We start from the raw sequence: 25,654 nt of genomic DNA, 5'->3' as shown, positions 1-25,654 counted from the left end.
ATCCATTAATGGTTGTAGCGTCTTATTTGCACGATCATCCCCATACGTGGGTGATCAAAATAATGTATCTCGTTACTGATCACACGTTTGAATTGTGAAAAACGTGCTTTTTCGTAATCACCAGTTTCTAAGCGCTGACTAATATCAAAATCTGCGTTTATAAACAGGTAGTGACGAACATAAATCTTCATTAAACCGTCTAATTCCCACTCAGGCACATTTTGCAGCTGATCGGGAATGTAGCGCTCAGTAGGGCCGACTAAACTAATAAAATCGTTGTTTTCTTCTACAGGACTTGCGTGTTTTACTAAGTGCTCGCCGGCAAAGAGGCGGATACTCGGTGCTCTTTTTTCACTCATTTCAGGAAAACGCCAGCCGGTGTGTAAAATTGGGGTTAAGCCTTTTTTATCAAGCTGATTTTTTTGTTCAACAAACTGTAATTGTTCTGGCGCCATTAAATAAATGTCGTCAGTGTCTTCACGGGGTTCTACAACGGGTGTCACAGGCAGTTGATTATAGCTTGCTAAAAAATCAACACTGTCATCACACACGTTTGAGTGAGGATTGCTATTGACTAAAGAATCTGTGAAAGAATCACTGCGAAAGCGGCTATCACCTTCAATACAAGCCTGTTTTGCCTGCTCTGTGTATGCAGGAGATAATAGATCCTCACTACGCTTAGCCTTGATTTCATCGTGTTTTAAACTGAAATCTTCCTGTAAGTAGGGGGCTGGGCGCTGTTTATAAATAAGAACTTCAATTTCGAACCAACGTGTTGCAAATGACGAGCTTGTAAATAAGCAACAAAGCAGTAGTAAACTATTTCTAAACAACATTAATGGCTAACCTTTTTTTCGAAATCTGCAATCATTGCAGTGACCATTTTTAAGCGTTCGCGAGCGTTGGCTTCGCTAATTGCAAAGCGCAGTTTGTTTGCGCCATCCATTTTATACACCTGCGGTGCACTTTGTATCAAACCTATAATGAAGCTAGGGTTAACCTTTGTATGCTGGCTAAACTCAAAATAACCGCCTTTCGGGTTTGCTTCAATCTTCTTAATGCCAATATTACTTGCTTGCAGTTTTAATTGTTGCAAACTGAATAAGTTTTTTGTGGCGTCAGGTAGTAGACCAAAACGGTCAATCAGCTCTACCTGTAACTCGTCCATATCATTGAGGTTAGCACAGCTTGCAATGCGTTTATAGATACCTAAACGAGCATTTACATCATGAATATAATCATCAGGCAATAACGCTGGCAGCTTTAAGTCAACCTCAGTTTGCTGACCTAATAAGTTCTCAAGGGTTGGCTCTTTACCTTCTTTGAGGGAGTTAACCGCTTGCTCAAGCATTTCCATATACAAACTAAAGCCAATGGTTTGCATTTGACCTGATTGATCATCACCAAGCAGTTCACCAGCACCACGAATTTCTAAATCATGAGTTGCAAGCGCAAAACCTGCACCCAAGTCTTCAAGTGACTCTATAGCTTCTAATCGTTTAACCGCATCTTTACTCAGTGATTTAGGGTTACCAGTGAGTAGGTATGCATACGCTTGGTGATGGCTGCGGCCAACACGACCACGTAACTGATGCAGTTGTGCCAGACCGAGTTTATCTGCTCTATCCATAATAATGGTGTTGGCAGTGGGTACATCGATACCGGTTTCGATAATAGTGGTACACACAATCACGTTATATTTTTGGTGATAAAAATCACTCATGATTTGTTCAAGCTCGCGTTCTCGCATTTGACCATGTGCGGTTGTTACGCTGGCTTCAGGTACCCATTCGCTAATTTCTTCAGCAACTCGGTCTATGGTTTCAACATTATTGTGTAAGAAATACACCTGACCACCGCGTTTAATCTCACGTAGAATTGCTTCGCGAATAAGTTCAGCATCTCTTTGTCTTACAAAGGTTTTAACCGCTAAACGTTTCGCAGGCGGTGTAGCTATGATTGATAAGTCACGCATACCACTCATTGCCATGTTTAATGTACGTGGGATAGGGGTCGCTGTGAGCGTTAAAATATCGACATCTGCACGTAATGCTTTGATTTTTTCTTTTTGACGCACCCCAAAACGGTGCTCTTCGTCAACAATCAATAAGCCCAAATCTTTAAATTGAATATCTTGTTGAATAAGCTTGTGAGTACCAATTACGATATCTAATTTACCCTCAGCCATTTTATCTAGGGTGTCTTTTTGCTCTTTGGTTGAGTTAAAGCGCGATAAAACACCCACCTCAATTGGTAAATCGGCAAAGCGGTCTTTAAAGTTTTCATAATGTTGCTGTGCAAGTAGTGTGGTTGGTACAAGTACCGCAACTTGCTTGTTATCATTCACGGCCACAAAGGCTGCGCGCATTGCAACTTCGGTTTTACCAAAGCCAACGTCACCACATACTAAACGATCCATCGCTTGCTTACTTTGCATATCACCGAGCACAGACTCAATGGCGTTGCGTTGATCGTCAGTTTCTTCAAATGGGAAGCTGTCGCTAAACTGACGATAAGCACTGCCATCAAGCTTAAATTTATTGCCGGGCTTTGCTTGGCGTTTAGCGTAAATATCTAAGAGTTCAGCAGCCACATCACGCACTTTTTCAGCGGCACGTTTTTTTGCTTTTTCCCACGCATCAGAGCCTAACTTATGAAGCGGGGCAGAGGCTTCTTCGCCACCTGAATAGCGGCTCAGCATATGTAACGCTGAAACAGGCACGTAAAGCTTTGCCTCGTTGGCGTAGATGATCGTAACAAACTCAGTGATCACACCAGCAGCATCAATGGTTTCTAGGCCTTGATAGCGGCCTACACCATGATCAAGGTGCACAATAGGTTGACCTTCACGTAGCTCAGCAAGGTTACGAATAAGTGCATCTTGGCTGGCTTCGTATTTGTGTTTACGGCGTCGACGTTGCGAGACCTTAATGCCTAGTAATTCTTGCTCTGTGATAATAGTTAAACGCGGCTTACCGTCTAACACCACACTTTGCTCAAGTGGCGAAACAATTAGGCCAACATCACTGGAACTATTGGTAAAATCGCTAAACGATTCAAATTCTTTAAGCTTTAAACCACTTGGCTTTAATAAGGTGAGTAATGATTCGCGGCGGCCATCCGATTCAACCGAGAGCAGCACGCGGCCTTTTTGTTTTTTCTCACTGGCAACATAGTCAATTAAACCTTGGTAAGGTTCATGTAACTTATGATCAATACGAACATTTGGCAGCTCTTTACTAGCAAGGTTGGTGTGACCCGCTTTGGTGCCTAATTTTGCTTGTGATAAGCGAATACGCGCGTATTTACCAAATTCACCGAATAGTTCATTAACACTTTGATACAGCTTTACAGGTTCAAGTAAAGGTCTGAGCGGATCAACACGACGGTTTTCATACCGTACATTCACATCATGCCAAAACTGATCAGCAGCATGCTCGATATCACCAAAATGCATAAAGGTTGTATTACTTGGTAAGTAATCGAAGATAGTTGCCAATTCATCAAAAAACAGTGGCATGTAATATTCGATACCCGCAGGCCAGGTTCCTTTAGTCACCTGCATATAAATTGAGTCTTGTTCAGAGCTTGCGCCAAATTGTTCACGATAGTTGATACGAAAACGCTCAATGTCTGAGTCGTTAGTTGGAAACTCGTGAGCTGGCAGTAACTCAATCTTTTCGACCTTTTCATCTGAGCGCTGGCTTTCAACATCAAATAAGCGAATGCTGTCGAGCTCATCATCAAAAAAGTCTAAACGAAATGGGTGCGGGCTACCCATAGGGTATAAATCAACGATAGAGCCACGAATCGCGTATTCACCATGCTCCATCACTTGTTGTACATGTAAATAGCCCGCTTGTTCTAAGTTTTCACGCAATGTGTGGGTATCTAGGGTATCGCCCACTTTAAAGTTAAGGGTTGAACCATAAATAAACGAAGCAGGGGCAGTACGCAGCATCAAGGTCGAAACTGGCACGATTAATACGCTTTGCTGTTCTTTTTTTAAGGTATTTAACGTGGCTAAGCGCGCTGAAATAATATCTTGATGTGGCGAAAAATGATCGTAAGGGAGTGTTTCCCAGTCAGGGAAGACCATGACTGGGTTTTCAGGCAACAGAAATTCGAGTTCAGTTTCAAGGCGTAGGGCGCTTGGTGTATCTGGGGTGACAATCACAACCAGCTCGTTGTGTTGCTTTACACCTTCTGCGATAGCGATGCTAAGCCCGCTACCGGTAAGTTGTCCCCATTGAATTTTATCTTTTTCAGATTTTACCCAAGGCAATGCTGCCCATTGCGCAAACGCCATTTACTACTCCTTTAAACTGTTTTTACTGCTTAGTCTCGATAAATCTTGGTTAAGTCCTGATAGTGATCGATGCGACGATCACGAAGGTAAGGCCAAATTCTACGTATGTTTTCACTACGCGCTTGGTCTAATTCAACAACTAATAATTGCTCATCGCTGTTGTTCGCTTCGGCTAAGATTTCACCTTGAGGGCCTGCGATAAACGAGTTACCCCAGAACTGAATACCTTTACTTTGAGCGCTTGGATCACTTTCGTGGCCAACACGGTTACAACTGATCACAGTCACGCCGTTGGCAACTGCATGAGCACGTTGTGAAATAACCCAGGCGTCTTTTTGACGTGTTTGCTCGTCTTTTTCATCACGCGGGTCCCAGCCAATGGCTGTTGGGTAAATTAAAATTTCAGCACCGGCCATTGCCATTAAGCGTGCAGCCTCTGGGAACCATTGATCCCAACACACTAATACGCCTAGTTTACCAACAGAGGTTTGAATAGGCTCAAAACCTAAATCACCCGGTGTAAAATAAAACTTCTCGTAAAAGCCTGGGTCATCAGGAATATGCATTTTACGGTATTTACCGGCAATGCTGCCGTCAGTTTCAAGCACCACAGCAGTATTGTGATAAAGTCCTGTAGCACGCTTTTCGAATAATGATGACACGATCACCACATTGAGTTCTTTGGCAAGTGCACCTAAGGCGTCTGTACTTGGGCCCGGGATTGTTTCTGCTAAATCAAAAACGTCTACATCTTCGGTTTGGCAAAAATACAAGCTACGGTGTAGCTCTTGAAGAACAATAAGCTTAGCGCCTTGGCTTGCTGCATCACGAATACCAGCAATTGATTTTGCCATATTGTCTTGAGCATTATCGGTGTTTGATTGCTGAACAAGAGCAACCTTTAAATGCGTTGGTTTAGTCATTGTTTGTTCCTGCTAAAAAGCCGCGCGGTAATTGCATTGTAATACAGTGTAAGCTGCCAAATTGGTGAATAATTGGCACACAATTAATACCCACCACAGTGTGATCTGGGTATGCTTTGGCAACCTGACCAAGCGCCAGTTGATCGTTTTCATCACCATAAATTGGTACTAAAACGGTTTTATTGATAATTAAATAATTAGCGTATGTGGCAGGTAATCTGTCACCATCTTCATCGAACACAGCTTTTGGCCAAGGTAAGGCAATCAGCGTGTAGTTTTCACCCTCTGCTGTTTTAAATGATTGCAGTTGCTTTTCCATTGCATCAAGGGCTGCAAAGTGCTCATCATTTTTATCGTCGCACTTAACATAAACAAGGGTGTTGTTTGGTGCAAAACGTACCAGCGTATCAATATGGCTGTCGGTATCATCACCTGCAAGATAACCGTGATCAACCCAAAGAAAAGAGGTCGCACCCAGTTGCTCGACCAGCGTTTGTTCTATATCTGCTTTTGTGAGTTCTGGGTTACGATTTGGGTTTAATAAGCACTCGCTGGTTGTGAGTAGCACGCCGTGTTCATTGATCTCGACGCCACCGCCTTCAAGAACCAGTTCACTTTGCTGATAACCATTTTTAGGACATGCGACTTGCTTTACAAGTACTTGATTAATTTGGTTATCAAGATCACTTGCAAACTTATTGCCCCAACCATTAAAAATAAAATCCATTACTTTTAATTGAGTTGCGTCATCAATATTTGCACAGGTCAATGGGCCATGGTCACGTGCCCAGGTATCGTTACAGGGTGTAACCACAAAGTGAATGCGATTAGCATCAACCTCTGCATTTGCAAGTAAAGCTGCAATATGTGCTTTGAGAGCATTATCATGGGCCACAATCACAACATCTTGTTGTTGGCTTATTGCTTGGCAAAGTGCTACATATACAGGCTCAACAGCGGTTAAATTTGCAGCCCAATCTGTGTCTTGATGAGGCCAAGTGAGCATAACGGCATCTTGCTCAGCCCATTCAGGTAAAAGTCTAAATTTCATGAAGGTATTAAACAAACTAAGGTGGGGCTAGTTTAGCATTTTAGCCATAGATGTCAGCTTTTTGTGCGCGATAAAGCGTGATTTTTAACTGTCTTGCTGATTGTTTTCTTGCTGACGTTTTTTAAGTTGGCGTGTTTGTGCGTGCAGGGCTGCTCTTACGACTAAATCTTGGTCAGCATCGCGAATGGCAGTAAACAATAATGTGTATTGGTATTTATCATCATCGCATTTTTCAATGGCGACTAATTCGGTATAGCAATAAATGGCAGATGCTTCGTGCTGCAAGAACAACTTAGTACGAAATGTTTGTCCTAATTCATACACATCAGCTGAGGTAAGTTTTACACCACCACCTCCATAACTATCGCAATAGTTTGCGTTATCGTCAGGCTGCTCTGAGGCTAAGATGTGACTCATGATTAAATCAATTTTACGAGACTGCGCTTGTAAAAAGGCCGCGAGTTCTTGTGCAACATCACCCAGATTACGCAGTGGTCGTAAGCTTGTTTGCTCAAGTTCGTTTACTTCGTTGGCAAGTTTAAATAGGGCAGGGATATCCGCTTCGAGCTCAGCATTGGTTTTTGGCACAGCACTAGGTTCAACCGCATATAAATTGACACGGTTGCTCTCGTTGATTTGAAAAAACTGTTCAAATTCGGCTAATTTTTGATTATTCATGCTGTACTCCACACATCTTTCCTTAATACTAGCGTTCGAAGCAGTAAATTGCTAGTAATCAAATAATCAAAAAAAAGGGCAAACTCATTGTTTGCCCTTCATTTTTTACAGGTTACCCTCTTGGGTTTTAACATGTTCTTGTTGATGATGTTCTGCTATCTCATCAGCAAGCTCTTGTCTTGAACGTTTTTCAGTTAATTTTCGCGCCGTTAACCAATAAAAGAACAGCGGCACAAAGAATACTGCAAGGAATGTCGCTGCCATCATACCGCCCATTACACCGGTACCAACGCTGTGGCGGGCACCTGCACCTGCGCCAGAGCTAAGTACTAAAGGCACAACGCCTAAAATGAAAGCAAGCGAAGTCATAATGATTGGTCGAAAACGTAAACGTGCAGCCTCAAGTGCAGCCGTACTTGCGCTCCAACCTTGTTGATGTTTCATCAAAGCATATTCAACAATAAGAATCGCGTTTTTACTGGCAAGACCAAGTAGTGTTACTAGACCAATTTGGAAGTACACATCGTTTGTCATGCCAACAACCCAAACTGCTATAAGCGCACCAAAGGTACCAAATGGCAGGGCAAGCATCACAGACAGTGGTAGTGACCAACGCTCATATAGCGCTGCTAGAATCAAAAATACCATGATCACAGCAAGGCCTAAGGCAATTCCTGTGGTGCCTGAACTGCGTTTCTCTTGGAATGCAGAGCCTGTCCACTCGTAGGTCATATTATGTGGTAATACTGCTTGTGCAATACGCTCAACTTCAGCAATAGCTTGACCTGAGCTGTAACCCGGCGCTGCATTACCCATCAGTTTAACAGCAGGTAAGTTGTTATAGCGGTTAAGATTTTCAGGGCCACGGCTATACTCGATAGTGGTAAAGGCTGAAAGCGGCACCATAGTACCTTGGTTGTTTTTAACATAGATACGACCAATGTCATCAGGCTTCATTCTAAACTCAGCATCTGCAGACATTAGTACTTGCCATGCGCGACCAAATTTATTGAAGTCGTTAACGTAATAAGTACCTAAGTTACCTGCAAGGGCAGTGAACGCATCATCAATTTCTACACCCATGGCGCGGGCTTGTTCACGGTCAACATCAACACGTAGCTGTGGTGCATCAGGGCGCCAAAGTGTTTGTAGGCCACTGATGGTAGGGCTCTTTTGTGCTTCAGCTGTCATCAACTGCATTGCATGCTGAAGTTTGTCTGGATCGCTATCACCTTTGTTTTGAATATAAAACTCAAAACCACCTGTGTTACCTAAACCAAAAATAGCCGGAGGATTAAAGGCAAGAACGAGCGCCTCTTTAATACCTGCTGTTTTCATGAAGAGCTCTTGTACCAAAGCTTTGGTATCAACTTCACGCTCATCCCAATGCTTTTGTGTCACGAATAAGGTTGCAGCGCTGTTTTTGTAACCACCGCCAATAAAGTCAAAGCCGGTAAACGCCACCACGTTTTCGTTTGCTGGGTTTGATTGTACGGCCTCAACAACCTGTTGTGTGACTTGCTCAGTGCGCTCAAGTGATGAACCGTCAGGTAAGAAGATTGCAGAGATGTAATAACCTTGGTCTTCATCTGGCACAAGTGAACCAGGGGTGTTTTGCCAAAGGCCAATCGTTGCGGCAATCATACCTGTCATTAAGATCAGCCCTAACAGACCACGGCGCACCATAAATCCAACAGCACCTACGTAACGGCCGGTGATCTTGGTAAACATGTCGTTAAACCACAAGAAGAAGCGGGCAGTTTGCTTGTGTTCTTGTTTTAAAATAAGTACACAAAGGGCTGGCGTCATCGTTAAAGCAACGACACCCGATAAACTTACTGCAATCGAAATAGTAATAGCGAACTGGCGGAATAGCTCACCGGTTAAGCCTCCTAAAAACGCAATTGGCACAAACACTGAACAAAGTACTAAAACAATTGCCACCACCGGGCCGCTTACTTCACCCATCGCTTTAACAGCGGCTTCTCTAGCACCTAGCCCTTCTTCGTGCATGATACGCTCAACGTTTTCAAGTACCACGATGGCATCATCAACAACAATACCAATCGATAGCACCATACCGAATAAGGTGAGTGAGTTAATTGAGTAACCCAGCATATACATACCGGCAAATGTGCCCAGTAGTGATACTGGCACTGCAAGGGTTGGAATAAGCGTTGCGCGCCAGTTTTGTAAGAATAAATACACTACTAAGAATACCAATACCATGGCTTCAAGTAGTGTTTTTACAACTTCACGGATTGAGACTTCAACAAAGCGGGTTGTGTCGTATGACGTTAAATGAGCAAGGCCGGTCGGGAACTGGCTTTTCATTTCTTCAATAACACTGTTTACTTCTTCAGCTACATCAAGAGCGTTTGCTCCTGGTTGCAAGAAGATACCTAACAGTACCGCTTCTTTACCGTTAATTGTCCCTTTGAAGTTATAGTCTTTTGAGCCAAGCTCAACGCGGGCTACGTCTTTTAAGCGTAAACTACTGCCATCGGTATTTGAACGAATAATGATATTTTCAAATTGCTCAGGCTCAGACAAACGCCCTTGTGCAGTTACACTGTAAACCAGCTCTTGAGGAGATTGTGTAGTAGGCGTCGCACCAATTTTACCTGCTGCGTATTGCGAGTTTTGTACGCGAATTGCCCCTGCAATTTCTTCAACAGTGACACCTAACTGGCTCATCACATCAGGGCGCAACCAAATACGCATTGCGTAATCTTTGGCACCAAAAATTTGTACACTGGTGGTGCCAGGAATACGTTTAACACGGTCAAGCACGTTCATAGTGACATAGTTTGATGTCCATAAACTCGAACGTGTTCCATCTGGTGAGTAAAAGGCATGAACTTGTAAAAAGCTAGAAGAACCTTTTTGAACTACCACACCTTGGCGGCGTGTTTCTTCAGGTAAACGCGCTTCAACCTGCTTAACACGGTTGTTTACGTTAACAGCTGCTTGGTCAACATCAGTGCCAATTTCAAAAGTAACTTCGATGGTGGTTGAACCTGCACTGGTTGACGTTGAAGACATATACATCATGCCTTCAACACCGGTAATGGCATTTTCAATCGGTGTCGCAACCGTTTGTTCAAGTACATCGGCAGATGCACCCGGGTAGGCTGCGGTTACTTGTACAACCGGTGGTGCTATTTCAGGATATTGCGCCACAGGTAAGCTGCGCATCGCAGCAAGGCCCGCAAGCACAATAACAATAGATATAACAAACGCAAAAATGGGTCTGTCTATAAAGTAACGAGAAAACATAAGACTCCCTGTGCTTATTCTGCGTGGCTTGGGTTAGCGGCAGGTTGGCCAACATTGACTGGCATACCCGGGAAGAAAATACGTGCCATGCCATCAACAATAACTTGGTCGCCTTCTTTTAAACCACTGCGAATTAACCAAAAGTTTTGGTATTGCTCGTTTTCTGGTTTTTTTATCCACTCACCTACAGTAACAGGGGCAGGTAAAGCGACATCCATGCCTTGCTCGTTTTTACTTACTACATAAACAAACTTACCGGTGCCGTTATCAAGTACTGCACGTTGCGGAACAATGAAAGCGTTTTTGCGTACTGCACCACTTAACTCAACGCGAACGAATTGGCCCGGGCGAAGTTGAAAATCAGGGTTAGGAATAATTGCCTGAAACTCACTGGTACCTGTGTTTGGATTAATACGCACATCAGAGAAGTTAACTTCACCGGTTTGTCCGTATAACGAGCCATCTTGCAGTTTAATTTGTGTTTTCCAATGGCCTTGCTCAGGTAATGTTAGTGAGCCATTTTTAACATCTTGACGCATTTGTAGTTGTTCACGCTCAGATAAGCCAAAGCGAATACGAATAGGGTCAAATTGAGTCATTTGAGTCAGTAATAAATCTGGACCAGAAACATAGGTTCCTTCAGAAACAAACTCACGTCCCATTACACCTGCGACAGGGGCTTTTACTTGCGCATATTCAAGATTTAGTTGTGCTTCTTTTAACGCAACTTTTGCAGCGGCTAAATCTGTCTTAGCAATATCATTGGCTGAGCTTGCGTTATCGTAATCACGTTGTGAAACAGACTTTTCGGCACGTAGTTTAGCTAATCGTTTAACGTCACGATCAGCTTGAACAAGCGCTGCTTTTGCACCATCAAGTGCAGCTTGCGCTCGGTCAACCGCAAGTTGATAAGGTTCAAGGTCAATTGTAAATAATGATTGGCCTTGCTCTACACGCTGACCTTCTTCAAAGTTGCGTGATTCAAGAATACCGGTGACACGGGCACGAACTTCAACCTCTTTTGAACCAGACAGCGTCGCTGGCAGCTCAATCGTAAAAGGGGCATCGTGAGTTTCCATTGTCATAGTCGCGACAGCAGCGGGGTGCATTTGACCCTGTTGTTGCTGTGGCGCTTCAGAACAACCTTGCAGTAGCAAAGGAGCAGAAACTAATAACAACGCAGATAATGATAATTTGGCAGGTGCGAAAGGCAGACGCATGTTTACTCCACAGTCCAATTGTTAAGTAGGTATGCATAAAAAATAGTCTATTAGCAAGAAAGACGTCACTATGCATATTCATTTAGCGTTTAGTTTATACCCAAAAAAGAGAAAGGTACACCCTGTAGTTTACTTTTTTGTTAGGCGCAAAAAAACGCAAAGCATTTTCGCTTTGCGTTGATATAACGGTTTAAATCGTTTTTTACTTTTTCGTTAGTAAAGAGGCTAACTCTTCAAGGTTTTTAACAATGTAATCTGGCTGTTTTGCCAGTGGGTAAAGCGCTTTACCGGGCCTTGCGATAAACGCTGTTTGCATACCCGCTTCTTTAGCGCCTGCTACATCCCAGCCGTGCGCAGCAACCATTAAAGCTTCGTGAGGCGCTACATTTAATTGTTCAAGCAACCACTTGTAAGCGCGCAGATCGGGTTTATACACTTTAATATCTTCAACACTGTAACGGTGAGTAAAGTAATCTGTTAAGCCAGCATGTTGAAACTGCGCTTTTACACCGTTATTTGACGAATTTGTAAAGCTGACCAGTTTATAGTCTTGCTTTAATTGTGCCAACGCTGGTTTAACATCAGTATGGGCAGGTAAAGATAAAAGCGGTGGCACAATCGCTTGCTTTGCTTGCTCTTTAGTTAAGGAAATTTGATTATTACTTGCCACCATCATCAGTGCAGCAACGCCAATTTCACCAAAGTCATGATAATCATTAGACACCGTACTCACTAAGGAGTGATGCAGCATGGTCGAAAACCAAAGCGGTAATAGCTGGGTATTGCCATTAAGCGCTTCAGCGACTGAGCTTTGCATTTGTTCAAGATCAAGCAAGGTTTCGTTGACATCAAACACAATTACTTTTGGTTTAGCTTGGTGTTGAGACTCTGCCATTGTGCCTCCCGAGTAAGTTAGGGTTACCAATAAAACTAGACTAAAAAATACTTTTTTAAACATGATTTAGTGCCTTAACAGCGTTAAGAACATCTAAAGGCTCTGCTCTTAATGTGTAATCTTCATGAGCAAATGCAAATTGGATCACCCCTTGGCAATCAATAACATAGGTTGCTGGTAGTGGTAATTCGTAGCTTTCGTCACCATTGGCTTTTGGAATATCTAAACCAAGTTGATCGTAAACTGGGATTAAGCGTTCATCTAAGGTGAATACCAAGCCACACTTTTTAGCCAAAGAGTTAGACACATCAGAAAGCACCGTATAAGCCAGCTCGTTTTGCTGTTGGGTAGACAGTGTTTCATCAGGTAACTGCGGCGAAACAGCAACTAACTGTGCATTTTGATCAGCAAATGCTTGTTGCATATTGTTAAGCGCACGAAGCTCTAAATTACAATACGGGCACCAACCACCACGGTAAAAACTCAGTACAAGCGGGCCTTTCGCTAGCAATTCAGTCGAGCTGATTTGTTTGCCCTTGCTGTCGGGTAATTCAAATGCTGGAAACTTATCACCGACTTTTAAAGCATGTTTACTTAATTGTTCTGCAATCAGTTTTTCAGTCGTGACATCCATCAAATTTAAGATATCAGCTGGGACATTGGCTTTCTTTTGCACTTCAAATGCGTCGATTTGGGTTTTTAAAGACATACATACTCCAATCATTTTTTACAATTTGTAGCAAGTATAGAGTTTTAAATTTTTATATATACAATACAAAACTGAAACCTAAATTCGAAAATATTGAATCAAAGCCATGTACAGTTTATGTGATTTAGAAACCTTTATTGCCATAGTTGAAAACCAAGGTGTAGTTGCCGCCGCTAAAGCTCAGGGCCTCTCACCTGCGACGGTAAGTCATCGCTTAAGTAAGTTAGAAAAAGCCTTAAGTACTGTATTGTTGTTTCGTGATAGTCGGCGAATACGCTTATCGCCTGCAGGGGAGTTGTTTTATCAACGAGCTGGTGCCATTTTAGAGGCTTTATATGATGCAGAGCATCAAATTGGCGCACGAGGTTCAGCAGTAACAGGGCTTTTACGAGTCACTATGCCGCCTTGGGTTTTTTCAAAATTCGTGATGCCAGAGCTTGGCCACTTTGAACAGCAATTTCCCGACTTAAAACTCGATTTTATGATTACAGATCAATTTGTGAATATTGTTGATGACGCCCAAGATGTGGCTATTCGAGTAGGTCAGTTGGCAGATTCAAACCTTCTTTCTCGTAAGCTTGTTAGTAACTCTCGTATTTTGTGCGCAGCACCGAGCTATATTAAAAAATATGGGCAACCTAAGTCGGTGGCTGATCTTAAAGACCATTACTGGGTGTGTTTGCCATGGCAGCGACAGCTTAAATTTAACGAAGGTGGGCAAATAGTTAACTATAATGCGAGAACGCGTTTTACTGTATCTAACTCAGATAACATGACACAGGCGGCGATTGCAGGCCATGGCATAGCGATTAAATCATATATTGCAATTAAAGATGATTTAGCCGAAGGACGGTTAATCGAAATACTCCCTAATAGCCTTGTTGATGCTGACGCGCCAGTATGGTTTTTAAAACCACAAAACAGCCTAGTGACGCGCAAAACAGAGGTTTTTTATGAGTTTATGAAATCTTTGTTTACCTAAGGTACAAAAACTTAACAAATGGCTTGTAATTAAACTGAAATCTCGTACCCTAAAGCAATAAAAATATAATAAAGGTGAGTTAAGGATGACAGATCAAACTGGGGTTATCACCGCTTTTACCGAGATATCGAGCAAGCTTAGGCGCTTTGTATCACGTATCGTCAGCCCTGATGATGTAGAAGATATTGTGCAAGAGACGTTTATAAAAAGTTATGAAGCTGATCTTAAGCAAAATATCGAATATACTCACAGTTACATGCTGAAAACGGCTAAGCATTTGGCGCTAAATCATATTGCTAAATGGGACAATAAATACAAAGAATCGTTAGATGAACAACAGCAGGTTGAGCATCACATGCGTTCAATGGCACTTGAAGATGAAGTGACTTCTAAAGAGCGTTTTTTGTTTTTTTGCCGAGTGACTAACGAATTAAGCCCTCAGGTTAAAAAATGTTTTATCTTAAAAAAAGTCTATGGCTTAAGCCAAAAGGAAATTGCAGCTAAAATGAGTCTTAGCGAAAGTACTGTTGAAAAACATATAGCCAAAGGCTTATTACATGTTCACCGAGCAATGAAATCACACGACGTACAACCACAGGCATTTACCCCTACCACAGAGTTCACTGCAAAAGAGGTGAACAAATGAGTAATGTCCATCTATTTTCATCAAAAGACATGATTCAAGAGCAGGCGAGTCAGTGGATCAGTGCCATTGATCGTGGCCTATCTAAAGATGAAGTAAGCCAACTACATTTGTGGGCTCACCAAAGTGCGGCTCATCAAGAGGCATTGTTTGAACTTGCGACCTTATGGGATGAAATGAGTGTACTTAATGAGTTAAGTAGTTTGTTTCCTTATAAAGCACCGCAAAAACAACCAGCAGTGTTTGGTATGGCAACCGCTGCCAGCTTTTTAGTGGCAATGCTGCTTGGTTCTATCATGCTTATCTATTCAAGCTATTGGCAAAGTGAAGAAAACGATTACGCCAAATTTAGCAAAATTTACCGAACCAAAGTGGGTGAGCAAGCTGAATTTGTGCTGCCAGACAGCACTATTGTTCAGCTTAATACCAATACTAAACTCGAAGTTGCCTATTCAGGCGATCGCCGGCAGTTGATTTTGAGCCGCGGTGAAGGGCGCTTCAATGTTGCCAAAGATCCCAGCCGTCCGTTTACGGTTATTGCTGGTGATAAATCATTTACTGCACTTGGTACGGTGTTTAATGTTCAGCGAAATACTGCTTCAGACTTAGAGCTAGTGGTGACTGAAGGCAAGGTGATGATTGCTGATCCGAGTACTCAGGTTGATGCTAGCGACTTTAATCGTTTAAAAGATGCCTCAGATAACAGTGCAGATATTAAAGCGCTTCGCGCTAATGTTGTTGTATCTGGTGAGAAAGCACTGATAAAACAAAGTAAAACTGAGCCAATTAAACAGTTATCGGTTGATGACGTTCAGCGTGATTTGGCATGGCAACAAGAAATGCTGATTTTTAATGGCGAGTCTTTAGGCGAAGCTCTACAAGAGGTGAGTCGTTATACTGCCACACGTTTTGAATTAAATGATCCAGAACTTGCCTCGTTAAAAGTGGCTGGCGTGTTTAAAACAGGCGACATTAAAGGTTTGCTTGATTCTTTACAGGCCAACTTAGGTGTAGAACATCAACGTTTAGGTGAACATCGTGTTAGCTTAACTATCGCTGCAAAAGGTTAGTTCTGTCTATGAGAATACGCCAATATAATGATGTTAATTGTGCGCCACCTTCTCGTCACAAAAAATTAATGAAAAAAAAGTTAAATTTACATAGCGGATTTATCTTCCTCACTTGTTTGTTTAAATTGCGCAGTAAGCAATTGCCGTTGTTACCTGCCTCTTTTGTTATTTATGGCCTTACAACAGGCCAAGTAGCAATAGCGGCTGAAAAACAAATGCTGCAATTTGACATCAAAGCGCAACGAGCTGATTTGGCGTTAATCGAATTTGCAAAGCAAACCGAACAAACAGTCATTTTTTCTTTCGAATTAGCAAAGCAATATCAAGCGCAATCTGTGTTTGGTTTTTACACCAAACTTGATGCACTGAATGCGATGCTAGAAGGCACTGAGCTCGATGCGGTTGTTGATCAACAAGGCTTGCTGAGTATAAAACTCAAACAAGTAGATAGGATAGATAATAACATGATCAAAGTATCAGGGGTCAGCGCTGCAGTCGTGCCATTACTGCTTGCCGCCAATACGCAAGCGTTAGCAGAAGATCAATCAGCAGAACAAAACATCGAAAAAATTGCCGTTGTCGGTAGCCGTGTAGCAGGACGCTCGGTTGAAGATTTACCGGTTCCGGTTGATATTTTAAGTGCCGAAGCACTAGAGAATACAGGTCAAACAGAAGTAGGCCGTATGCTTCAGGCTATTGCACCGTCTTTTAACTTTTCAAGCTCGTCTATCAGTGATGGTACTGATGCACTTCGTCCTGCAACCTTACGTGGCTTAGGGCCAGATCAAACCTTAGTTCTTATCAATGGTAAACGCCGCCACCAAGCGAGCCTTATTCACATTAATACGTCAGTAGGTCGTGGTACGGCGGGTACCGACATGAATGCTATTCCTGCTGCTGCAATCAAACGTATTGAAGTTTTACGTGATGGTGCTGCTGCGCAATATGGTTCAGATGCCATTGCAGGTGTTATTAATATCGTATTAAAAGACGCTGAAGAGGGCGGTAAAGCGGCTATCAACTACGGTGAGTATTCAGAAGGCGATGGCGAAACTGTAACTGTTGATTTCAACAAAGGATTTGCTTTAGGTGACGAAGGTTATTTAAACACCACAATCAACTACCGTGACCGTGCACCTACTAACCGTGCAGGCTTTCATGGCTCATGTCAATTTTACGGCTGTACTGAACTTGATGATGGTACGCTATTGGCAGGCGACCCTCGTGAGCTAACAGCACCTCGAGATACGTTTAGAATTGGTGATGCAGATTCACAACAATTCGCTCTAACAGTTAATACTGGCTATGAGCTTGCTGGTGGTGAGCTATATGGCTTTATCACTTATTCAAATCGTGAAAATGAATCAGCAGCGTTTTTCCGTCATAACGCAAATGCTAATGGTAACCCTGTATTACAAGATGGTGATGCAACCATTCCTATGGGTTTCTTACCGAAAATTAATACTGTCATTGATGACGTGTCTTATAACTTTGGTTATAAAAAATCGTTCGATAATGACTCAAGCATTGATTTATCGTACACCTACGGTGAAAACAGCATTGATTACACAACAAGTGATACTATCAATGGCTCTTACGCTAACTACCTTCGTTATGATCAAGGTTTAACGGCTGATGAAATTCGTGCCACTATCCCGCGTTCAGCGTATGCATATGGCCTTGAATTATCACTGCAAACTTTAAATCTTGATTACACCAAAGATTACGACAACTTCTCATTAGCACTAGGTGCTGAGCTTCGTACCGATGAGTTCCGCATTCTTGAAGGTAGCGAATACGCATATCGTGATTACGACACTGTTGATGGCATGAGCATCTATTCTGGCTTAAATGGCGGGGTAGGTAGTGTTGACGCTGCAAGCGGTACGCAAGGTTTTGGTGGTTCAGACCCGGCATCATCTGTTGATGAATCGCGCGATGTGATCTCATTCTATATGGATGCAGAAACCTATGTTATCGATGATGTAATTATTTCAGGTGCGGTACGTTACGATAACTACAAAGGCTTTGGTGACACAGTTAACTTTAAGTTAGCGGGTAACTGGTCTGTCACTGAAGATGTGTCTTTGCGTGGTGCATTAAGCACAGGTTTTAGAGCACCTTCTATGCAACAACTTTACTTTAATAACGTAAGTACACAGTTTGTTGTAGGTGATGATGGCAGCTTAGTGGCTGAGCAAGTAGGTACGTTTAGAAACGACAGTACCTTAGCGCAATCAATTGGTATTCCTAAGCTAAAAGAAGAGAAATCACAAAATCGTAGTTTAGGTATTGTGTATAACGTAACCGACAATATCAATTTAACCATTGACTACTACTCGATTGATATCGACGACCGTATCGTTATTTCTAACCGTTTAGGTAAAGGTTTATCAGATACGCTAGATGCTGCACTTGAAAGCTCAGGCGCAGGTGCGGGTCAGTTCTTCTTAAATGGTGCAGACACAGAAACAGAAGGTGTTGATTTAGTTGCTACATGGAACACAGAAGGCCTTGGCGGTACTTTAGATTTCACCTTTGCTGCTAACTTCACTAAAACAGATGTAGTTGATTTATTTACGCCATCAGGCAGTGGTCTTGAGACTATTCCGGTAGAAGATGTGTTTTCTGCTCAAGAAACATCAATTATTGAAGAATGGCAACCAGAAGACCGCATTAACTTAAGCGCGCTTTACCGTTTAGAAGATTGGACTGTAAACCTATCTCTAAACCGTTACGGCGAATACACAGTTGAAGATGGTGGTCGTCAAACATACGGTGCTGAAATCTTAACTGATGTTAAAGTTAACTACTTCTTTAACGAAAACCTGTCATTTAACATTGGTGCAAATAACTTATTTGATGTTTATCCAGATAAGAACACCATAGGTAATTCACGCTCGGGTACGATTGTTGATGCTAGCGGCAACACAATTGTTTCAAGCCCAGGTGTATTCACTTACTCACGTCGTTCAGCACCATTTGGCTTTAACGGTGCGTACTACTACGTAGGTGCAGAGTACAAGTTCTAAACTCCCTTTAGATTCCTTTATTATTTAACTTGCAAAGGGCCGTTAGGCCCTTTTTTAGTTATAAAGACGTGCTTATAGAAATTGGCACATCTTGATATTGTTTTATTTTATCAAGCAAGGTTACTAAGGTTTTGTGGCTGCTTTGCTCACTTGCTGTTACTTGCACATTGGTCATTTCAAACTGTGCGGCAAATAACGCAAGGTTAGCGATTATCTGCTCTGGTGTGATAAGCCGGTTTGCAAAGTAAATACTGTCGTTTTCAGTGATAGTAAATTGCGCTTGTTTTTTAGGGTTTTCAAGACTTGGTTTTGCTAAAGGGCGATTCACTTCAATAGCGCGCTCTTTAACAAACGAGGTTGTGACGATAAAAAATATCAGCAAGATAAACACAATATCGAGCATAGGAGTCATATCTACATCAGCGTTTGCAGTGGTTTTTTTATGTTGTTTCACCATAATTAGGTCCTTGTTGTTTTTGACTAACCCACAAAATTTACGATTAAGTGGACTAGCCATAGTCGTGTTAAAAACACGGATTATTTTAAAATGCTGGGCGCCACAGCAGTTTTTCGGATCCTAAATTTAAAGTTAGCAGCTTTTAAAAAAACGGTGGTTAAATAAATATTCTAAGTTTATTAAATGTTTGTAGCGTTTTTGTTGGTAAAAATATTTATTAGCTTTGATGAAATGATTTTGAGGTTAGTCTGGTCATTTTTGTTGGAACTAAGTTTAAAGGATGGATAAATGCTAAAAATTAAGCCTTTAGTTTGTGCTATGTGCCTTGTTTTACCAACAGCAAGTTTTGCTGAGCAACCAGTAAACGGGCAAGATTTTATAAATTTATTTGAAAAGCTTTCAGGAAAGCAGCCCGGTATCAGAAAAGGTCACGCCAAAGGGGTGTGCGCTGTCGGCACATTTACACCTAATCAAGCAGCAAAACAGTATTCAATTAGCCCTTTATTCAATGCGCCATCAAAAGCAAATATTCGTTTTTCTATGGGCGGGGGGAACCCTCATGCTGACGAAACATCACGTTCTCCACGCGGAATGGGGGTGCAGTTTGTGCTAGAAAATGGTGATGTACACAATATTGCAGGGCTAACTACACCTGTATTTGCAGGTAACAGCCCAGAAGCGTTTTTTGGCTTGCTAAGTACTTTAGTACCTGACGAAAAAACTGGGCAAATCGATTTTGCAAAAGTAAAAGCATACAGAGATCAAAACCCGAGTACCTTAGGGCAATTTAATTGGCTGCAAAGCCATAACCCGCCAGCATCTTATGTGTCTTCACGTTATTTTGGTGTGCATACCTTTTACATGGTTGATGAAAAGGGCGCTAAACATGCCTTTAGATGGATCATGGTGCCAGAAGAGCCAGAGCAGGTGCTAACTGAAGAGCAAATGAAAACCTTCCCTAAATCATTTCTGGCTAAGCGACTTGAAGAAGATTTAGCAAAAGGGAAGGTGCATTATCGTTTTCAAGCACAATTAGCCAAGCCCGGTGATGCATTAACTGACCCTTCAGTTCGTTGGCCTGCGGATCGCAAAACAATTAATTTAGGAAAGCTCACCATAGAATCAACAGGTGAGTCAGGTTGCGACCTTACTAATTATGACCCAAATCTACTATCTAAAGGCTTTATGCCAAGTGATGACAAAGTACTTAAATTACGCTCAACAGCTTATGCAATTTCATTTTCGAAGCGTTTAACGGGGCAATAAGTTTCTTGGGGTTAACTCACTAAATTGAATAATTATTAAGGGTATTTGTCATGCTTGATTAAAAGGAGTTAATAAAACCTGACTGTTGTATAAGCTAAAGGATGAGTTTGATTTCTAATAGTTATAGTTTGCCCTTTCATGTATCACGTAAACGGGACAATTACAGTGTTGATAAGTGGTCAAAAAATACCTATTCTTAGAGTATGCTCTCTGCCCTGATACGGAGGATGCATTGAAGCGATTAAATAGAAAGGGAAATGGAATGAAACTTCTAAAACATATAAATATCAAAAACTTACTGTTTATGTTCTCAATCACTCTGCTAGGATTGTATGCTCAGGGCGTAAAGTCGCAACAGATAATTACTTCACCTGAAGAAGCTCATAAGATTGCTAAAGAGGCATTTATCTTCGCCTATCCCATGCTATACGGGTATAAGACCATGGTGGCGCAAACCCAAGATCCACTTGATCCGGGTTTTATTGGCGGATTCGGAAGATATCGTCATTACACTAGACTAAACACCCCTGAAGATAAGGATATAAATGCGCCCAATAATGACACTCCTTATTCCTGGGCGTGGCTCGACTTGAGGGCGGAACCGTGGGTGTTGAGCTTGCCCGAAGTGTCTGGAGAACGCTATTACACACAGCAGTGGTTTGATCTTTACACACATAATTTTGCCTATACTGGCGCTCGAGCAACTGGATTTGGAGAGGGGAGCTATCTCTTCGCAGGGCCTGAATGGAACGGCGAGGTTCCTGCATCTATTAAGAAAGTATTTCGCAGTGAGAGTGAATTTATAGGAACTCTCACTCGCACAGAGCTCAAAGGTGAGAGTGATGTGGAAAACATGTTGGCTATCCAGCACAAATATGTGTTGCAGCCTCTCAGTGAATTCGCAGGTCAAAAGCCGCCGGTACCCGCTGCAGAGATAGCGTGGCCGGCATGGAATGAGAGTCGTGCATTGTCAGGTGAATTCATCGCTTATTTAAACTTTCTCTTGCAGTTTACTCAGCCTCACCCATCTGAAAAGGAACTTCTAAAAAGATTCGAAAAGATCGGCATCAAAGCTGGTGCGCCATTCGATATCAAAAGTCTACCGCGAGATATCCAACAAGCATTGACTGATGGCGTCGAGCAAGGATTGAAAGAAATCGAAGAGGTGATGCCTTCACTCACCAATTCTGGCGAAGTGTATGGCTCACGGGAACAATTGAAAAATAACTATCTTTATCGAGCTGCTGGGGCATTTGCAGGAATTTACGCCAATTCTGTAGAAGAGGCTTTTTATAGCCAGTGGTCTTTGGATTCTAGTGGTCAGCCCTTAGACGGAAAACACAAATACGTCATTCATTTCGAGAAGAAAGATTTGCCGAACGTGAAATTCTTTTGGTCTGTAACATTATTCGATCTTCCCGGTCGCTATCTCGTCGCTAATCCGATCGACAGATATTCACTAGGTCCCAGAACTGATGGTATCCGCTATAACGATGATGGATCACTTACGGTTTATGTTCAGCATGAGCAACCTAAAGGCGATAAGTACACTAATTGGCTACCTGCGCCTGATGGTCCCTTCTTCGTAACACTTCGATGCTATGGCCCTGACGATGTAATGATAAATGGCGAATATAAGCTGCCAAAGATGAAGCTCCAAACTAATAGTAAAATTCTCAGATAAGATACGAACCGCTTATCTAAATCTAAACAAATAAAAGCCCAGCTTAACTGGGCTTTGCACTCTCACAATTTAATGCTTTTTCATTTTACTCATTTCAGCATGACAACTTTGAATTGTCAGCAGGGTTTTAGATAACGCGGCTTCACAATCATGGGGTTGTGGTTTTTTAAGCGCATGTTTGATTTCGGCTAGTGTTTTATCTTCAACTTCTTCAAGTTCGCTAACATAGGTGGCGTTTTTGTCGGCACCTAGTTTAGTAATTAGTGATGTATAGGCTTTACGTGCTTCTACAGCAAAATCAGAACCATTTTCGCGCTCGCCATTTTCGTTAATAGCATAAGGTTGTAAGCGTTCAACACTTACTTTACGCGCATCTATCATGCGTTGAAATAGGGCAATAATGCTTGGGTCGGTTACTTTTTCCTGTGCTTTTTCATAAAAATCGATACCGCTATTCATAACTTGGATGATATCTGCAATATGATGAACGTCTTGTCCTTGATGAGTATTCATAATGACCTCTTTTTGAATATTAAAAACAATGCAATTAGATACTTGCAAAGCATATTCCAGTTCATTACTTAAATATAAAGTTATTTTATTTCAGTTGGTTATTGGTTTTTAATAGGAGAGATGCTGCTGATAAGCTAAGCTAACACCTTGCTTATCAGCAATAATTACAATTTTGTTGGTAAAATCTTACTTAAGCTCGTCGGCTACTTCTGCAACCTTTTGGCGTAACCAAATATGGCTTGCATCACGGTGTAATAGCGGGCTCCAAATCATATCTAGCTCAAATGGCGGAATAGGGAATGGCGGCTCAAGAATTTTAAGGCCCGGATCATCTAAATAGATATTCGCCGCTTTTGAAGGCAACGTTGCAACCAAGTTTTGTTCTTTCGCTAAGTGAATAGCAACGTGGTAGTTACGGGTAAAGGTGGCAATATTACGGTGTTTACCAAAGTGAGCGAGCGCCTCATCCACCCAACCTAGCTTTTGCACATCTTTAGGGTCCATACCCACACCTACACCAAAGCCTGTTTTACTAACCCAGATGTGGCGCGCTTTTAAATAACTGTCGAGGCTGAAGTCTTTGATAATTGGGTTATCTGCTTTTACTAGGCAACAAAAGCTGTCTTTCCAAATTTGTTTATAGTGAAACGATTGCGGTAAGTTTTCAAAGCGGTTGATAGCCATATCTACTTTACCGTTTTCAACATCGTGGAAGGTAACATCACTTGGGGTCAAAATATCGAGTGTGGTATCGGGCGCTTCTTCGTGTAATTTACTTAATAAGCGTGGGGCAAGGGTACTTGCTGCGTAGTCACTGGCCATGATACGAAAAACACGTTTACTTTGTGATGCTTCAAATTCGCGGTTTGGTGCCAGTGTTTCTTCAAGGGTCATTAAAATGCCGCGGATCACCGGTTGTAATTCTTTTGCGCGCTCTGTTGGTACCATACCTTCGCTGGTACGCACTAAAATAGGGTCGTTAAATAAATTACGGAGTCTTTTTAGGCCATTACTCATGGCAGGTTGGGTAATGCTTAGCTGGTTAGCAGCTTTAGTGACATTACACTCCCTTAGTAACGTATCTAGGTAAACAAGTAAGTTTAAATCTATTTTACTTATATTCATTGTGTGTCCTTGGTGTTTACCAATAATGGATAAATCGTTGTGCAGCAGGGTATGGATAAATGTGGCTAACTACACCTTGCTTATAATTGTATTGTGCTTGTCGCCAATAGGCTGGATCTTCAAGCTCTGGGTGTGTACTCAATAAATATTGCTTATACACCGGATTTGCTGTCACAAAGGTACATAATTGCTCTGGAAACACATCTTGCGGTGCCACAGAGTAACTTTGCTCATTGGTTAAGTAATCATCGTACGACTTTGCTTTTGGTAAGGCGCGAAAGTTCATGTCTGTTAGGTACTGAACTTCATCATAGTCGTAAAAAATAATGCGATTATGTTTACTCACCCCAAAGTTTTTCAACAGCATGTCGCCTGGAAAAATATTTACTGCGATCATTTCTTTTAAAGCTTGGCCATATTCTTCTATTGCTTCAAACGCTTGTTGTTCACTGGCATTTTCAAGATACAGATTTAACGGTGTCATGCGTCTTTCTATATACAAATGCTTGATGATTAACCATTCGCCTTCAATAACCATCGAAGAACCAATGGTTTTATGTAACTCTGCAAGTAATTTACTATCAAATCGGGCTAGTGGAAATACGACGTTCGAATACTCTATGGTGTCGGCCATGCGGCCAACACGGTCATGGCTTTTTACTAATTGATAGCGTTTTAATACGGTATCGCGGCCAAAGGGTTTGCTTTCTCCAAAGGTATCTTTAATGACTTTAAACACATAACCAAACGACGGCAGAGTAAATACCATCATCACCATACCCGGTGTACCAGGGGCAATTACAAGCTGATCGTTTGAATGATCTAAATGACTTAAAAACTCTCGGTAAAACTCGGTCTTACCTTGTTTATGAAAGCCTATTGCATTGTATAGCTCAGCCAGTGTTTTGTTCGGCATAAGCTGATTTAAAAAGCGTACTAACGCAGATGGCGCATGAGTTTCAACCATAAAATAAGCACGGGCAAAACCAAAAATAACGCGCATTTGTGATGATTTGGTGAGTAGGGCATCAAGGTATAACCCTTTGTCTTCATGATGCAATACCGCAATAATAAATGGCTGTACGCCACTTTCTGATACCACACGGCCAACAATATAAGCCGCTTTATTACGGTAAAACGGGGCTTGCAGTATATCAAAGCGCATTTGCCATGCTTGGTGATGTGTATCGGGCGCTTGTTTATAAAAGGCTTTTACCAGCAAGCGAATATCGCGTTCTAAATCAACAAAGGGTGCTTTAAAATCAAACTGATTAATAATTTTGCGTATTGTGGGTCTTAAGCCATCAACAACAGGGTGGTAACTGCGGTATTCAACTTCCATTGGTAGTGCTGGGGCATCCGCAAGCGTCGCTTTTACAAAGATAAAGTCATTATTAAAATAACGACGATGAAATAAACGACAAAAAACAGAGTTGTAAAAGGTTTCGGCAAGTTCTGCCTGAGGGTGAAAGCGCAAAAATTGCTGATAGAGCTGTTTGGTTTCGAGCCAGCAGGTTTGATCTAAGGTAATAATTTGCTGTTCATTAAGCGACTTTAGCTTAGCAATGGTTTCGTTAACCCGATCATCGTAATGGCTAATTCTGAGTTTGCTTATCTCATTTATTTTTTGCCAATCACGATCTGCAAACGCGAGTGGTGCTTTGGCAGTAATTGCTTGAAAGAGTTTATAGTGATTGCGAAACCCAGATAAAATTAACTCTGCAATGTGTTGTGGCTGCATATAAACTCCTTACTTAAACCAACATAGAGCAATAACTCTATTGGTGTTAAGAATATGTTATTTATTCTTCAAACCCA

General features: G+C 41.9%; 19 protein-coding genes. 6 read left to right on the top strand and 13 right to left on the bottom strand.

Translation table 11 applies throughout. The annotated features are described in order from the left end of the window. Positions 1–5 precede the first annotated feature (5 nt). The 9 genes from AN394_RS06450 to AN394_RS06410 all read right to left on the bottom strand — a co-directional run bounded on the left by AN394_RS06450 (position 6) and on the right by AN394_RS06410 (position 13,064). Positions 6–836 (bottom strand): peptidoglycan binding protein CsiV, encoded by an 831-nt coding sequence (locus AN394_RS06450; protein ID WP_055021039.1) that lies wholly within the window; start codon positions 834–836, stop codon positions 6–8. Further along, the gene (mfd, locus tag AN394_RS06445; RefSeq protein ID WP_055021038.1) at positions 836–4,309 is read right to left on the bottom strand and encodes a transcription-repair coupling factor; all 3,474 of its coding nucleotides are present in this window, start codon (positions 4,307–4,309) and stop codon (positions 836–838) included. The genes AN394_RS06450 and mfd overlap by 1 nt, the downstream gene beginning before the upstream one ends. Positions 4,310–4,338: 29 nt before the next feature. After that, a complete protein-coding gene (locus AN394_RS06440; protein ID WP_055021037.1) occupies positions 4,339–5,232 on the bottom strand; it encodes a carbon-nitrogen hydrolase in 894 nt (297 codons plus the stop codon). After that, on the bottom strand, positions 5,225–6,283 hold the full coding sequence (locus AN394_RS06435; protein ID WP_054561339.1) for an agmatine/peptidylarginine deiminase: 1,059 nt from the start codon (positions 6,281–6,283) through the stop codon (positions 5,225–5,227). Before AN394_RS06435 ends, AN394_RS06440 begins: the two co-directional genes overlap by 8 nt. A gap of 84 nt (positions 6,284–6,367) precedes the next feature. Beyond that, a complete protein-coding gene (locus tag AN394_RS06430; protein WP_054561991.1) occupies positions 6,368–6,961 on the bottom strand; it encodes a PilZ domain-containing protein in 594 nt (197 codons plus the stop codon). Positions 6,962–7,066: 105 nt separating this feature from the next. Then, positions 7,067–10,240 carry an efflux RND transporter permease subunit gene (locus AN394_RS06425; RefSeq protein WP_055021036.1) on the bottom strand — a complete coding sequence of 1,058 codons (3,174 nt, stop codon included), beginning with the start codon at positions 10,238–10,240 and terminating at the stop codon, positions 7,067–7,069. 14 nt (positions 10,241–10,254) lie between these two features. After that, the gene (locus AN394_RS06420; RefSeq protein WP_054561341.1) at positions 10,255–11,460 is read right to left on the bottom strand and encodes an efflux RND transporter periplasmic adaptor subunit; all 1,206 of its coding nucleotides are present in this window, start codon (positions 11,458–11,460) and stop codon (positions 10,255–10,257) included. A 202-nt stretch (positions 11,461–11,662) separates the two neighbouring features. Next, the gene (locus AN394_RS06415; RefSeq protein ID WP_054561992.1) at positions 11,663–12,355 is read right to left on the bottom strand and encodes a haloacid dehalogenase type II; all 693 of its coding nucleotides are present in this window, start codon (positions 12,353–12,355) and stop codon (positions 11,663–11,665) included. 55 nt (positions 12,356–12,410) lie between these two features. Beyond that, complete coding sequence (locus tag AN394_RS06410; RefSeq protein WP_055021035.1) at positions 12,411–13,064, bottom strand: peroxiredoxin-like family protein; 654 nt, start codon at positions 13,062–13,064, stop codon at positions 12,411–12,413. A 106-nt stretch (positions 13,065–13,170) separates the two neighbouring features. Between AN394_RS06410 and AN394_RS06405 the strand changes: the two genes are divergently transcribed. The 4 genes from AN394_RS06405 (at position 13,171) to AN394_RS06390 (ending at position 18,791) form a co-directional block, all read left to right on the top strand. Further along, positions 13,171–14,046: a LysR family transcriptional regulator gene (locus tag AN394_RS06405; RefSeq protein WP_054561342.1), complete on the top strand. Its 876-nt coding sequence runs from the start codon at positions 13,171–13,173 to the stop codon at positions 14,044–14,046. A gap of 85 nt (positions 14,047–14,131) precedes the next feature. Further along, on the top strand, positions 14,132–14,692 hold the full coding sequence (locus tag AN394_RS06400; RefSeq protein WP_055021034.1) for an RNA polymerase sigma factor: 561 nt from the start codon (positions 14,132–14,134) through the stop codon (positions 14,690–14,692). Then, positions 14,689–15,759 (top strand): FecR family protein, encoded by a 1,071-nt coding sequence (locus AN394_RS06395; RefSeq protein WP_054561344.1) that lies wholly within the window; start codon positions 14,689–14,691, stop codon positions 15,757–15,759. Before AN394_RS06400 ends, AN394_RS06395 begins: the two co-directional genes overlap by 4 nt. A 68-nt stretch (positions 15,760–15,827) precedes the next feature. Continuing rightward, on the top strand, positions 15,828–18,791 hold the full coding sequence (locus AN394_RS06390; RefSeq protein WP_082422952.1) for a TonB-dependent receptor: 2,964 nt from the start codon (positions 15,828–15,830) through the stop codon (positions 18,789–18,791). A 58-nt stretch (positions 18,792–18,849) separates the two neighbouring features. Here AN394_RS06390 and AN394_RS06385 read toward each other — a convergent pair whose 3' ends face one another. Further along, positions 18,850–19,248 (bottom strand): biopolymer transporter ExbD, encoded by a 399-nt coding sequence (locus AN394_RS06385; protein ID WP_055021032.1) that lies wholly within the window; start codon positions 19,246–19,248, stop codon positions 18,850–18,852. 288 nt (positions 19,249–19,536) lie between these two features. Here AN394_RS06385 and AN394_RS06380 point away from each other — a divergent pair, with 288 nt between their 5' ends. Beyond that, on the top strand, positions 19,537–20,514 hold the full coding sequence (locus AN394_RS06380; protein WP_054561347.1) for a catalase family peroxidase: 978 nt from the start codon (positions 19,537–19,539) through the stop codon (positions 20,512–20,514). A 262-nt stretch (positions 20,515–20,776) separates the two neighbouring features. Next, a complete protein-coding gene (locus tag AN394_RS06375; RefSeq protein ID WP_054561348.1) occupies positions 20,777–22,198 on the top strand; it encodes a DUF1254 domain-containing protein in 1,422 nt (473 codons plus the stop codon). Positions 22,199–22,267: 69 nt separating this feature from the next. Here the strand turns inward: AN394_RS06375 and AN394_RS06370 are convergent, their stop codons facing one another. From AN394_RS06370 to aceK, 3 genes are all read right to left on the bottom strand, one after another. After that, entirely contained in the window at positions 22,268–22,711 is a 444-nt protein-coding gene (locus AN394_RS06370) for a PA2169 family four-helix-bundle protein (protein WP_054554697.1), read from the bottom strand. Between the two features lie 186 nt (positions 22,712–22,897). Further along, positions 22,898–23,836 (bottom strand): LysR family transcriptional regulator, encoded by a 939-nt coding sequence (locus tag AN394_RS06365; RefSeq protein ID WP_054554698.1) that lies wholly within the window; start codon positions 23,834–23,836, stop codon positions 22,898–22,900. A gap of 16 nt (positions 23,837–23,852) precedes the next feature. Next, positions 23,853–25,577, bottom strand: coding sequence for a bifunctional isocitrate dehydrogenase kinase/phosphatase (gene aceK, locus AN394_RS06360; protein ID WP_055021031.1), 1,725 nt, complete (start codon positions 25,575–25,577; stop codon positions 23,853–23,855). Between the last annotated feature and the right edge of the window lie 77 nt (positions 25,578–25,654).

The organism is Pseudoalteromonas sp. P1-26 (assembly GCF_001401795.1).
In the GTDB taxonomy this organism is placed as follows: Bacteria; Pseudomonadota; Gammaproteobacteria; order Enterobacterales; family Alteromonadaceae; genus Pseudoalteromonas.
This window is presented reverse-complemented; position numbering and strand designations above follow the sequence as displayed.